Origin of the sequence: Nocardia sp. NPDC051929, assembly GCF_044548645.1 — a bacterium.
Taxonomy (GTDB): domain Bacteria; phylum Actinomycetota; class Actinomycetes; order Mycobacteriales; family Mycobacteriaceae; genus Nocardia; species Nocardia sichangensis.
On the sequence record NZ_JBIUCG010000001.1, the window covers coordinates 1 to 13,623 of the forward strand.

Genomic DNA, 13,623 nt, shown 5'->3' on the forward strand with positions numbered 1-13,623 from the left:
CCCGCGGCGTTCACCGCGTACATGCCGACCACCAGGTCGATCGAGCGGCGCATGCCCAGTGCCACATACGATTCCGGGCCGACGCCGTTGACCTTGAGCCAGCGCGCCAGTTGGTGCACCCGGCGGGCGAACTCGGCGTAGGACAGACTCGTCCCCTCGAACGTCACCGCGGGACTGTCCGGAGTGCGCGCGACCTGCGCCTCGAACAGCGAGACCAGGGTCGCGGCGGCGTCGCCGACCGGCGAGGTGAGCGCGGCGTCGACCGGGAATTCGGTGGCGTTCCAGCGCTCGATCACCAAGGCCCGCTCGGCGTCGTCGAGCAGGTCGATGTCGCCGACGGTGACCGACGGATCGGCGGCGATGCCGTGCAGCACGCGCACGAACCGCTCGGCGAACGTCCCGGCGAAAACGCCGTCGAACAGGTCGGTGGCATAGACGAGTTCGGCGTCCATCGCCGTCTCGGCCCCGGGGACCTCGCTGAGTGTGAGCTGCAGGTCGAACTTCGCCGTCGGCTGGTCGATGCCCAGCTCGGAGACGGTGAGACCGGGCAGTTCCAGCGCGGTGCGGCCGAGGTTCTGGAACGACAGCATCACCTGGAACAGCGGATGCCGCGCCTGCGAACGCGCCGGGTTGAGCACCTCGACCAGCCGCTCGAACGGCACGTCCGCGTGCGCGAACGCCTGCAGGTCGCGTTCGCGGACCCGGGCGAGCAGATCGGCGAACGGCTCGGCGGTGTCCACCTCGGCGCGCAGCACCAGGGTGTTGACGAACATGCCGACCAGATCGTCGAGCGCCTGCTCGCCGCGACCGGCGACCGGGATGCCGATGGCGATGTCCTCGGAGCCGCTCAACCGCGCCAGCAGCGCGGCGAAGGCGCCGTGCACCACCATGAACAGCGTGCTGCCGTGCGTCTGCGCGACCCGGTTCAGGTCTTCGATCAGCTCGCCCGGCACCCGGAACCGATAGGTGCCCGCGCCGTAGGAGGCGACCGCGGGCCGCGGACGACCGGCCAGGCGCAGTTCGTCGGGCAGCCCGGCCAGCGTCTCGCGCCAGTAGTCGAGCTGCTCGGAGATCAGCGAGGTCGGGTCGTCCTCGGAGCCGAGCGTGTCGCGCTGCCACAGCGCGAAGTCCACGTACTGCACCGCCAGCGGCGGCCAGCCCGGCTCAGCCGCCGAGGTCCGCGCCACGTAAGCGGTCATCAGGTCGCGCACCAGCGGACGCATGGAGAAGCCATCCGCGGCGATGTGGTGCACCACCACGACCAGCACGTAGTCGTCCGGGGCGAGCCGGTAGGCGCGCAGGCGCACCGGCGGCTGGGTGGTCACGTCGAAGCCGCGCTCGACGAACTCGTAGAGGACGCCGAGCAATTGCCCCTCGGCCACCTCGACCACGTCCAGCTCGGGAATCGCCCTGGTGGCGTTCAACACCCGCTGGTAGGCCACGCCGTCGCGAGACGGGTAGATGGTGCGCAGCGATTCGTGGCGCCCGACCACGTCGGCGACCGCGCCGCGCAGCGCGTCCAGATCCAGCGCGCCTTCCAGCCGCACCGCGGCCGGGATGTTGTAGGTGGCGGAGGCCGCGCCTGATGTGGTCGCTGCGCTCCCGATGTCGAAGCGGTTGAGGAACCACATGCGCTGCTGCGCCAGCGACAGCGGCGGGTGCTCGGGACGCACCTGTGCCGTGAGCGCCTGGCGCGCACCGCTTCCCGCGTGCGACTCGATCCGCGCGGCGAGCGCGCCCACGGTCGGGGCCTCGAACAACACGCGCACGCCGACCTCGGTGTTCAGCGCGGCGCTGACGCGGGCGGTCACCTGGGTGGCGACCAGCGAGTTGCCGCCGAGCTCGAAGAAGTCGTCGTCCACGCCGACGCGCGGCACGCCGAGCAGGTCGGCGAAGATCTCCGCGACGATCTCCTCGATCGGAGTCGAGGGCGCGCGGAACACCCTGGCCTCGAACACCGGAGCGGGCAGCGCCCTGCGGTCCAGCTTGCCGGAGGCGTTCACCGGGAAGGCGTCCAGCACGACCAGCGCGGCCGGGACCATGTAGCCCGGCAGCGCCGCGGCCAGCGCGGACTTCACCTCGTCGATGTCCACAGCCACATACGGTTCGCAGACCAGGTAGCCCACCAGCTGATCGCCCGCGTGCGCGTCGGAGCGCAGCACGACCACCGATTGCGCGATACCCGGCTGCGCCAGCAGTGCGGCCTCGATCTCGCCCAGCTCGATACGCAGACCGCGCAGCTTCACCTGGAAGTCGGTGCGGCCCAGGTAGTCCAGTTCGCCGTCCGGCGTCCAGGCCACCAGGTCACCGGTGCGGTACATCCGCTCCCCCGGCGCGCCGTACGGGTTGGCCACGAACCGGTCGGCGGTCAGGTCCGAGCGGCCCAGGTAGCCGAGCGCCAGCTGATCGCCCGCGAGATACAGCTCACCCGCGACACCCGGCGCGACCGGGTGCAGGCGGCTGTCCAGCACGAAGACGCGGGTGTTCCACACCGGGCGTCCGATCGGCACCGACACCGTGTCGGCCTCGGTCGCCTCGTGGTAGGTCACGTCGACGGCGGCCTCGGTCGGGCCGTACAAGTTGTGCAGCCGCGCGCCGGTCAGCTCGCGCAGACGCTGCGCCGTCTGCGCGGGCAGCGCCTCACCGGAGGCGAAGACCTGCCGTAGCCGCGGCGCGGGCAGTCCGTCGCCGTTCTCGTTGCCGAGCGTGGAGACGAAGACCGAGAGCATCGATGGCACGAAATGCGCCGTGGTGATCTGCTTCTCGGCGATGATCTGGGACAGGTACACCGGGTCGCGGTGCCCCTCCGGGCGCGCCACGACCAGCCTGGCCCCGGTCTGCAACGGCCAGAAGAACTCCCACACCGACACGTCGAACGTGGCGGGCGTCTTCTGCAACACCGCGTCGTCGCGACCGATCGGGTACTCGTGCTGCATCCACAGCAACCGGTTCACGATCGCTTCGTGGCTGACCGCGACACCCTTCGGGCGTCCGGTCGAACCGGACGTGAAGATGACGTACGCGGTGTTCTCCGGCCGCAGCGGGCGCGTGCGCTCGGCATCCGTGATCGGCGCGCCGCTGGTCTCGGCGAAACCGGGCACGCCCTCGATGCCTTCCACCGACAGCGCGGTCACCGCGGGCTGCGGGTCCAGGCCGAATCCGTCCGCCGAGCGGTACAGGATCATCCGCGGGCGGGCGGTCTCGATGATGTAGTTGATCCGGTCGGCGGGCTGATCCGGGTCCAGCGGCACGTAGGCCGCGCCGGTCTGCACCACCGCGTACATCGCGACGACCAGTTCGGTGGAACGCCGCAGCGCCAGCGCCACCAGCGATTCCGGGCCCACGCCCGCGCCGATGAGCTGGCGGGCGATGCGGTTGGCCCGCTCCTGGAACTGGCGGTAGGTCAGCCGCTCGCCTTCGAAGTCCAGCGCGATCGCGTCCGGCGTCGCCGCCGCCTGCGCGTCGAACAGCGAGACCAGCGTCGCGACCTGGTCCACCGGATGTCCGGTGTCGTTCCAATCGATCAGCACCCTGGCGCGTTCCTCGGACGCGAGCAGGTCGATGTCGCCGATCGGGACGTCCGGGTCGGCGGTCACGGCCGCGAGGATGCGGTCCAGGCGCCGGGCGAACGCCGCGACCGTCGGCTCGTCGAAAAGATCCAGGGCGTAGGAGAATTCGGCCGACATGCCCGCCGAATCGCCGTGGTCGTCCTGCGTCTCCGACAGGGTCAGCTGCAGGTCGAACTTGGCCAGCCGGGCGTCGTAGTCGATGCCGTTGACCGAGAGACCGGGCAGTTCCAAGCTGGCCTGCCGGGTGTTCTGGAAGGTCAGCATCACCTGGAACAGCGGATGCCGCGCCTGCGAACGCGCCGGGTTGAGCACCTCGACCAGGCGCTCGAACGGTACGTCCGCGTGCGCGAAGGCGTGCAGGTCGGTTTCGCGGGAGCGGGCGAGCAGGTCGGCGAAGCTCATCGCGCCGTCCACCTCGGTGCGCAGCACCAGGGTGTTGACGAACATGCCGATCAGGTCGTCCAGCGCGGCTTCACCGCGACCGGCGACCGGGGTGCCGATGGCGATGTCGCTGGTGCCGCTGGCGCGGGCGAGCAGGACCGCCAGCGCGCTGTGCAGCACCATGAACAGCGACGCGTTGTGCCTGCGGCCCAGCTCGATCAGGGCGCGCTGGGTCTCGCCGGAGATCACGAACGGATAGGTGCCGCCGCGGTAGGAGGCGACGGCCGGGCGCGGCCGGTCCGACGGCAGCGTCAATTCGTCGGGCAGATCGGCCAGTTCGCGCGTCCAGTACCGGATCTGGTTGGCGATCAGCGAACTCGGGTCGTCCTCGGAGCCGAGCACCTCGCGCTGCCACAGCGCGTAGTCGGCGTACTGCACCGGCAGCGCCGACCACGCGGGCGCCTCCCACGACGTGCGCGCGGCGTAGGCCACCATCACGTCACGGGCCAGCGGGCCCATCGACCAGCCGTCGGCCGAGATGTGGTGCACCACCATGCCCAGCACGTACTCGGTCTCGCTGATCTCGAACAGCCGGGCGTGCAGCGGCACTTCGCTGGTCACGTCGAACGCCATCGACGCCAGCTCGACCAGGTGATCGATCAGGTTGTGCTCGGTCACCCGCACCGGGGTCAGGTCCGGCACGATCTGCGCCGCGTCCAGCACCACCTGCACGGGGCCGGTCTTGGTCTCCGGGAACACCGTCCGCAGCGACTCGTGCCGGTCGATCACGTCGATGACCGCGACCTGCAACGCGGCGATGTCCAGATCGCCGGACAACCGGATCGCGACCGGGATGTTGTTGACCGCCGAGGAGGTGTCGAAACGGTTGAGGAACCACATGCGCTGCTGCGCCAGCGACAACGGCACCTGCTCGGGACGGTGCCGGGCCACCAGCGCCTTGCGCGCGCCGTCCCCGGCGTGCGACTCCACCCGCGCGGCCAGCGCCGCGACCGTGGACGCCTCGAACAGCATGCGCACCGGCACCCTGGTGTCCAGCGCGATGCCGAGGCGGGAGGCCACCTGGGTGGCGATCAGCGAGTTGCCGCCCAGCTCGAAGAAGTCGTCGTCCACGCCGACGCGGGAGATACCGAGTACCTCACCGAAGATCTGCGCGACGATCTCCTCGATCGGCGTGGTCGGAGCGCGGAATTCGCGCACCTCGAACACCGGCGCAGGCAGCGCCTTGCGGTCCAGCTTGCCGGAGGCGTTCAGCGGGAACGCCTCGAGCACCACGATCGCCGAGGGCACCATGTACGCGGGCAGCGTGCGGTGCAGCGCGTTCTTGATGCTGTCCAGGTCGACGGGACCGCCGCCGGTGACCACGTAGGCGACCAGCTGGTCGCCCGCGACGGTGTCCATGACCAGCACCACGGCCTGGGTGACGGCCGGATGGTCGAGCAGGGCGGTCTCGATCTCGCCGAGCTCGATGCGCTGACCGCGGAACTTCACCTGGAAGTCGGTGCGGCCGATGTACTCCAGTACGCCCGCGCTGCCCACCTCCGGATCGCGCGGACGCACCCAGCGCACCAGGTCGCCGGTGCGGTACAGGCGGGAGCCGGGCGGGCCGAACGGGTCGGCGACGAAGCGCTCGGCGGACAGGTCGGGACGCCCGTGGTAGCCGCGGGCGGTCTGCACGCCGCCGAGGTACAGCTCGCCGGGCACACCGACCGGAACCGGGGCCAGGCCCTCGTCCAGCACGTAGGTCTGCGCGTTCCACACCGGGCGGCCGATCGGCACCGACGTGGGCGCGACCTCGTTGAGCTGCCAGGCGGTGGCGTGCACGGTGAACTCGGTCGGGCCGTACAGGTTGTGCACCGCGGCGGTGGAGAACTGCCGGAACGCGGTGACGGTCGCGGGCGGCAGCGCTTCACCGGCGACCAGAACCGCGCGCAGCGAGGCGCATTCGGCGGTGTCGGCGGACCCGGCGAACACCGACAGCATGGACGGCACGAACGAGGTCATGGTGACCCGGTGCCGTCCGATGATCTCCGACAGGTAGATCGGATCGCGGTGACCGTCCGGCGCGGCGATCAGCATGCGGGCGCCGACGGCCAGCGTGCCGAACAGCTCCCACACCGACACGTCGAAGGTGACCGGCGTCTTCTGCAGGATCACGTCGGCCGGTCCGATCCGGTATTCGGCGGTGATCCAGGCGATCTGGTTGACCACCGACGCGTGGCTGACCGCGACGCCCTTGGGGCGGCCGGTGGAGCCGGAGGTGTAGAGCACGTAGGCGGTGTTCGCGGCGCGCAGCGGGGCGCGGCGCTCGGCGTCGGTGACGGGCTCGTCGCCGAATCCGCTCAGGTCCAGGGTGTCCAGCGTCAGCACCGGGATGTCGGCGGCGGTGACATTGTCGCCGGTGGTGGTGAGCACGCACACCGGAGACGAGCTGTCGAGCACGTATTCGGTGCGCTCGGCCGGGTGGTCGGGGTCGATCGGCACGTAGCCGCCACCGGCGGTCAGCGTGGCGTAGATCGCCACCAGCATGTCCACCGAGCGGCGAATGCCGACCGCGACCAACGTCTCCGGGCCGACGCCCGCGTCGATCAGCTTGCGCGCCAAGCGGTTGACCCGCGCGGCGAACTCGGCGTAGGTCAGCTCGATCGGCGCGCCGAACTCCTCCGCGCCGCGCGTGCCGCCGTCGAACAGGACGGCCGGGTCGTCCGGCCTGCCCCGCACCTGCTCTTCGAACAGCTCGAGCACGGTGGCGGCGGGCACGTCGTGCCCGGTGTGGTTCCACTCGGTCAGCACCCGGGCGCGCTCGGCCTCGTCGAGGATCTCGATATCGCGCACCGTGGTTCCCGGCGCGGCGACGGCCGCTTCCAGCACGCGCAGGTAACGGCGGCCGAACTCGGCGACGGTGGGCGCGTCGAACAGGTCGGTGGCGAAGGAGATGACCGCGCCCATGCCTGCGGGCTCACCGTTCGCGCCGCGTTCCTCGGTGACCGTCCATTGCAGGTCGAACTTGGCGATGTCGACCTCGAGCTCGTCGGCGGTGACCGAGAGCCCGGGCAGTTCCAGGGTCGCGTGCGACATCTCCTGGAACGACAGCATCACCTGGAACAGCGGGTGCCGCGCCTGCGAGCGGGTCGGGTTGAGCACCTCGACCAGCCGCTCGAAGGGCACGTCCGCGAACGCGAACGCGGCGAGATCGGTTTCCCTGGTGCGGCCGAGGAATTCGGCGAACGACTCGCTGCCGTCCACTTCCGAACGCAGCACGAGGGTGTTGACGAACATGCCGATCAGGTCGTCGAGCGCTTGCTCGCCGCGCCCGGCCACCGGGGTGCCGATCGCGATGTCGCTGGTGCCGGACAACCGGGCCAGCAGCACGGCCAGCGAGGCGTGCATGACCATGAAGAGGCTGACACCCTGCGCGCGGGCCAGCGCGACCAGCCGCCGGTGCAACTCGGCGTCGATGTCGAAACTCACCCGGCTGCCGTGGAAGCTCTGCACCGGCGGGCGCTGGCGGTCCGCGGGCAGGTCGAGCTGATCCGGCAGACCCGCCAATGCCCTACGCCAATAGGCGATCTCGCGCGCCGCCATGGACGCGGGATCGGATTCCGCGCCGAGCAGCTCGCGCTGCCACACGCTGAAGTCCTGGTACTGCACCGGCAGCGGCGCCCAGCTCGGCGCCTCGCCCGCGCTGCGGGACAGGTAGGCGGCGGCCACGTCGCGCGCCAGCGGGCCGAAGGAGAAGCCGTCGGCCGCGATGTGGTGCACGACGAACGCCAGCGCGTAGTCCGCCGCGCCGTTGCCACGCCCGCCGGTGACCGCGAAGACCCGCACCCGGATCGGCAGCTCGGTCGAGACGTCGAAGCCGCGCGCGGCGAATTCGGCCAGCGCGCCGTGCAGTTCGGCCTCGTCGATCGGCTGCACCTCGATGCCGAGATCGACTTGGTCGACCGGGAGCACCTGCTGGTAGCCGCCGTCGCCGGACTCGGGGAAGATCGTGCGCAGCGACTGCTGCCGCTCGACCACGTCCAGCAGCGCCGACTGCAACGCTTCCAGGTCCACCTGGCCGCGCAACCGCACCACGAACGGCAGGTTGTAGGTCGGCACGGTCGGGTCGAACTGGTTGATGAACCACATACGCTGCTGTGCCAGCGACAGCGGCACCCGCTCCGGCAACTGCTGGGCCACCAGCGGCGGACGCGATTCGCCCACGGGCGCGGCGTTTTCCGCGCGCGCGGCGATACCGGCGACGGTCGGGGTCTCGAACAGCGCCCGCACCCCGATCTGGGTGCCGAACGCGGCGCCGATGCGCGCCACCACCTGGGTGGCGACCAGCGAGTTGCCGCCCAGGTCGAAGAAGTTGTCGTCGATACCGACGCGGTCCTGGCTGAGCACGTCGGCGAAGATGCCCGCCACGATCTGCTCGGCCTGGGTGCGCGGCGCGCGGAAGTCGCCGGCGTCGGCGCTGAACACCGGCTCCGGCAGCGCCTTGCGGTCCAGCTTGCCGCTGGTGTTGAGCGGGAAGGCGTCCAGCACCATGATCGACGCGGGCACCATGTAGCTGGGCAGCTGCTCGGCGGCGAACCTGGTCAGCTCCACCGGTTCCACGCTGTGACCGGGAGCGGGCACGACGTAGGCCACCAACTGCTGACCGGTCGCGGTGTCCACCACCAGCACGACGGCCTGGCTGACCGCGGGGTGGGCGAGCAGATCGGTCTCGATCTCCCCCAGCTCGATGCGCTGGCCGCGGAACTTCACTTGGAAGTCGGTGCGGCCGATGTATTCCAGCGTGCCCGCTTCGTTCCAGCGCACCAGGTCGCCAGTGCGATACATCCGCTCACCCGTGCTCGACAGCGGGTTCGCGACGAAGCGATCCGAGGTCAAGTCGGGACGGCCGCGGTAGCCGCGGGCGAGCTGACGCCCGCCCAGGTACAGCTCACCGGGCGCGCCGATCGCGGCCGGGCGCAACCGCGAATCCAGCACGTAGACCTGGACGTTCCACTCCGGGATACCGATCGGCACGGTCACCGTGTCGGCGGCCGTCGCCTCCCAGTAGGTCACCGAGACCGCGGCCTCGGTCGGGCCGTATAGGTTGTGCAGCCCCGCGTCGGTGATGGCGCGGAAGCCCGCCGCGGTCTCCGGCGGCAACGCCTCGCCGATCACGAAAACCGCCCGCAGCGTCGCGCATTGGGCCTGCGTAGCGTGTGCGACGAACACCGTCAGCATGGACGGGACGAAGTCGGTCACGGTGACGCCGTGCCGGGCGATCATCTCCGCCACGTACAGCGGGTCGCGGTGCCCGTCCGGCGACGCGATGACCAGCTTCGCGCCCACCATCAGCGGCAGGAAGTAACCCCACAGCGACACGTCGAACGTGGTCGCCGTCTTCTGCAGGTACACGTCTTCCGCGGTCAGCCGGTACTCGTCGAGCATCCACAGCTGCTGATTGACGATCGCGTGGTGGGTGACCGCGACGCCCTTGGGGCGGCCGGTCGAACCCGAGGTGTAGATGACGTAGGCGGTGTTGTCCGGACGCAGCGGGGCCAGGCGGTCGGCGTCGGTCACCGGGTCGGCGGAGTACGCCGAGGTGTCCAGGGTGTCGATCTCCACCCGCCGCACCGCCTGCGGCAGCTCCAGCTCGTCGGCCGAGTGCGTCAGCACGCACACCGGCGCGGCGCTGTCGAGGATGTAGGCGGTGCGCTCGGCCGGATGATCCGGATCGATCGGCACGTACGCGCCACCGGCCTTCAGCACCGCGTGCATGCCGATCACCAGCTCCAGCGAGCGGCGCATGCCCAGCGCGACCAGCGACTCCGGGCCCACGCCGTCGGCGATCAGGAAACGAGCCAGCCGGTTGACCCGCGCGTCGAACTCCCGATACGTCAGCGTCGCGGAGCGACTCGATGAGGGGTGGTGGTCGGGCGACGGGTGGGCCAGCGTCGCGCCCTCGAAGTCGAGGGCGATGTTGTCCGGGGTCCGCGACATCTGCGCGTCCAGCAGCGCCGCGAGCGTGGTCTCCGGAACGTCCTGCTCGGAGTCGTTCCACTCCAGCAGCGTCCGCTCACGCTCCTCGGCGGTGGCGACCGGAAGCCCCCACACGCCGGCGTTCGCCTCGGCGGCGAGGAAGCGATCGAAGAACTCCAGGAACCGGCCGTGGTGGCGGCGCGCCTCGTCCTCGGTGTAGAGGTTGGGGTTGGTCTCGAAGTCGATGTGCGATCGCGTGCCCGCGACCGACTGGTAGAAGTTGACGCCGAGATCCTCGATGCTGCCGGTCGACAGCACGCTGAGCTGCCCGACCATCGGGCCGAGCGCGATCTCGTCACCGAACAGCATGATGTTGACCCACGGCCCGAAGAACTCCGTGGTCACCACACCGTCACCGGCCGCGTCGCGGCGGATGTCCTCGTGCCGGTACCGCTGGTGCCGCAACGCGCCGGACACCTCGATCGCCACCTGCTTGAGCAGCTCCGACACCGTCGTGTCGTGGCCCACGTGCAGCCGCAGCGGCACGATGTTCGACGACACGCCGCCCGAGCGGCGCATCGCCGCGGTAGTGCGCGCGGTCACCGGCAGGCTGAGAATGACGTCCTCGACGCCGTTCCACTGCGCCAGATACGCGGCGAAACCGGCCAGCAGCAGACCGGCGGGCGAGGAATCGTGCCGCGCGACCGCCGCGTCCAGCAGGGTGTTCTGCTCGTCCGACAGCGCGGCGCTGGCGATGCCGTTGATCGCGGCGGGCGGCGCGGAACGGCCGGTCAGGCTGGTGCCTTCCTCCAGCCCCGCCACCCGCTGCGCCCAATACTCCTTGTCGGAGGCGAAGCGGGAACTCTCCCGATAGGCGATCTCCTGCTCATACAGCGTGTGCAGGTCGGTCGCCTTGGAAACAGCCGGTTCGACCCCGTCGACGTAGGCGGTGTAGAGCTCAGCGATGCGATTCACATAGGTCATCGCGCCGAAGCCATCGAGCGCGACGTGATGCGAGCGGGAATACCAGTACCAATGATCGTCGGCCAGCTGCAGCGCCGCGACCTTGATCAACCGGTCGTTCAGCAGGTCGAACGGACGGCTGTACTCCGCGCGCATCCACGCCATCGCGGCGGCGGCCGGATCGGCCTCGCCGCGTAGATCGACGTACACCACCTTGTCGTAATCGGCGATCGAGTGGTCGACGAACTGCAGCGGCTCGCCATCGCGCTCGACGATCCGCAGGAACCCGGAACCCAACTCGTGCGACGCGTCGATGCTGGCCCGCTCGAGCACATCGACATCCAGCTCACCGTGCAGGTCGACGTACTGCGCGATCGTGACCGGCACCTGCGGGTCGACGTGCTGCGCGTACCAGATGCCCAGCTGAGCGGGAGACAACGGGAACGCACCCGACACCTCGGGTGCTACCCCAGACGCAGCGTGTGCCCGTTCGCTACCAGTTTCGCCGTTTCCGCCGAAATCCAGCCGGTCCAACCGTAACCTCGCTTCCGGAACACCACGCAAGCGCTCCCCGACCACACCCGGAGAGGGCGCTCCACCTATCCGAGCGTGGCGCCTGCGTCTCCAGGTTCAGTTCTCACATCAAATCAGGCAAAAATGTTCAATTGAACTATCTGTCCAACCGGCCGGGCTCGTTACATGGGCTCGCCCGTGCCCAGCACCCACCGACCGGCTCCGCCGGGACCTTCTTTGCGAATCACCGGATCAATCTACCGTCGCCCCCGGCAGCCGACCAACCAATCGTCATAGCCGCTGCACATCAACGCAGGTAGGTAGGTCGTAAGAGGTTTGCCAGGGGGATGTTGCGGTTCTCACATGCGTCACCCCCGCCCCAAACCGGCGCTTTCGCGCCGCGGGAGGCGGCCGCCTATGGCACCCGCCGTCACGACCCGCGCACCCGCGCCGGGTCATAGAGGTGGGATTCCGCGCACGACACCGCCGGCGTGAGCGCGCGGCCAACCAGGATCACCGCGGCCTGCCGCAGTCCGGCGGCCTCGACCTGGTCGGCGATGTCGGCCAGGGTCCCACGCAGGATCAATTGCTCGGGCTGGCTGGCGCGGTAGACGACAGCGACCGGGCAGTCCGGGCCGTACTCGGCGGCCAGTTCGGCGGCCGTCGCGCGGGTGCGAGTGACGGCCAGGTGCAGCGCGAGGGTGGCGCCGGTGGCGGCGAAATTCGCCAGCGCTTCGGACTCGGGCATCGCGGTGGAGCGGGCCTGCGCCCGGGTCAGCACGACCGACTGGACCAGCTCCGGCACGGTCAACTCCGCACCGAGCACCGCCGCCGCGGCGGCATAGGCGGGCACGCCCGGTGTGACATCCCACGGCACCCCGTGCGCGTCCAGCCTGCGGGTCTGCTCGGTCAGCGCCGAATACAGCGACGGGTCGCCCGAGCACAGGCGGGCCACGTCCTGTCCGGCCCGGTCCGCGCGCACCAGACGCTCGGTGATCTGGTCGAGGTCCAAGCGCTGGGTATCGACCAGCTCGGCGTCGGGCGCGCAGTACGCCAGCGCGCCGGGATCCAGATAGGTCCCCGCGTACAGGCACACCGGCGACGCGCGGAGCAACTCGACCGCGCGCACCGTCAACAAATCGGCCGCGCCCGGCCCGGCCCCGATGAAGTGCACGGTCATGCGCGCGAGTGTATTGACCCCCGCTCAGGCGGTGGCGTCGAAGTGGGCGATCACCTTCTCGGGGCGAAGGCGGACGACGAGTTCGCCGGGGACGCCGTTGCGCTTGCCGAATTCCTCGGCACGGTCGGCGCCCATGTAACGGCCGCCGATCTCGGTGGCGGTGCGCAGCAGTTCGTCCGGGTCTTCCGAGAGCGTCACCGTGCCCCGCAACTGGACCGACGCGTAGGGCGGTTCCTCCAGGTCGACGCACACCGAGACGCGGCCGTCCCGGGCGAACGCCTTGCCCTTCGCGGTGGACTTGCCGGTGTTGAACACCAGTTCGTCGCCGTCGACGATGAACCACACCGGCGTCACCATCGGCCTGCCGTCAGCCGTCACGAACGCCACCTTGCCGGTGCGGGTGCCATGGGTCAGAAACTCGCGCACTTCGGGATCGGAAAGAGAGGCCATCCGCTCACCCTAGGTGGTGACTCCCGACAGCTCGGCTCGGTTGGTTCGATCGGCTCCGTTCGGCTGAGTTCGGTCGCGCGATTCACTCGTTGCGGCGGTATCGACCGCGGTGGAAGGCGATCAGCGCGCACCGTGCCGGACTGCCGACTCACTGGCTGTCTCCGGTGGACTTTCGTCAGCGCTGCCAGTTGGAGTTGGGGTGGGGAGCGGACTGCTGGGGCCACTGGGCGTTGGGGCCGCCCGCGGCGGGCTGCTGGTACTGGGCGGGGCCCATGCTCTCGGCGTTCGCGCGGGCGAGGAGGTCGGGCACCTGCGGTCCGGCGACCGGTGACGATGCGCCGCACCACGTGCACTCCAGGTGATGCTTGGTGCTGAGCGGGAAGAGCGGAATGAAGAAGAGCGTGAACTTCGTGACGAGCTTGCGCAGCGCGTGCGCGGCGGGATTGCCGCAGCGGCCGCAGATCAAGGTGATCATGGCGAGCGTGTGGATACGCTTCTGCCAGCCCCAGATCAGCATGTGAAACCCCCGAAAATAGAAAATCCGATGTCGGTCACAGTAGTCGATCGGCGGAGCTTCGACTCCGGTGAAGA

4 protein-coding genes are annotated in these 13,623 nt (G+C 70.0%); all 4 read right to left on the reverse strand.

Annotated features, from left to right (window positions below; all coding sequences use genetic code 11):
- Nucleotides 1-11,423: amino acid adenylation domain-containing protein (locus ACIHAX_RS00005; protein ID WP_397274960.1), on the reverse strand; the 11,423-nt coding region annotated here is incomplete at its 3' end.
- Between the two features lie 409 nt (nucleotides 11,424-11,832).
- Nucleotides 11,833-12,582 carry a precorrin-4 C(11)-methyltransferase gene (gene cobM, locus ACIHAX_RS00010; protein WP_397274962.1) on the reverse strand — a complete coding sequence of 250 codons (750 nt, stop codon included), beginning with the start codon at nucleotides 12,580-12,582 and terminating at the stop codon, nucleotides 11,833-11,835.
- A 24-nt stretch (nucleotides 12,583-12,606) separates the two neighbouring features.
- The gene (locus ACIHAX_RS00015; protein WP_355074764.1) at nucleotides 12,607-13,032 is read right to left on the reverse strand and encodes a PPOX class F420-dependent oxidoreductase; all 426 of its coding nucleotides are present in this window, start codon (nucleotides 13,030-13,032) and stop codon (nucleotides 12,607-12,609) included.
- Nucleotides 13,033-13,207: 175 nt separating this feature from the next.
- Nucleotides 13,208-13,549, reverse strand: a complete 342-nt coding sequence (locus ACIHAX_RS00020; RefSeq protein WP_364424884.1) for a hypothetical protein — start codon at nucleotides 13,547-13,549, stop codon at nucleotides 13,208-13,210.
- Between the last annotated feature and the right edge of the window lie 74 nt (nucleotides 13,550-13,623).

Coding starts and splice junctions, on each gene's coding strand:
- cobM (WP_397274962.1), bottom strand. CDS start 12,582: ATGACCGTGCACTTCATCGGGGCCGGGCCGGGCGCGGCCGATTTGTTG.
- ACIHAX_RS00020 (WP_364424884.1), bottom strand. CDS start 13,549: ATGCTGATCTGGGGCTGGCAGAAGCGTATCCACACGCTCGCCATGATC.
- ACIHAX_RS00015 (WP_355074764.1), bottom strand. CDS start 13,032: ATGGCCTCTCTTTCCGATCCCGAAGTGCGCGAGTTTCTGACCCATGGC.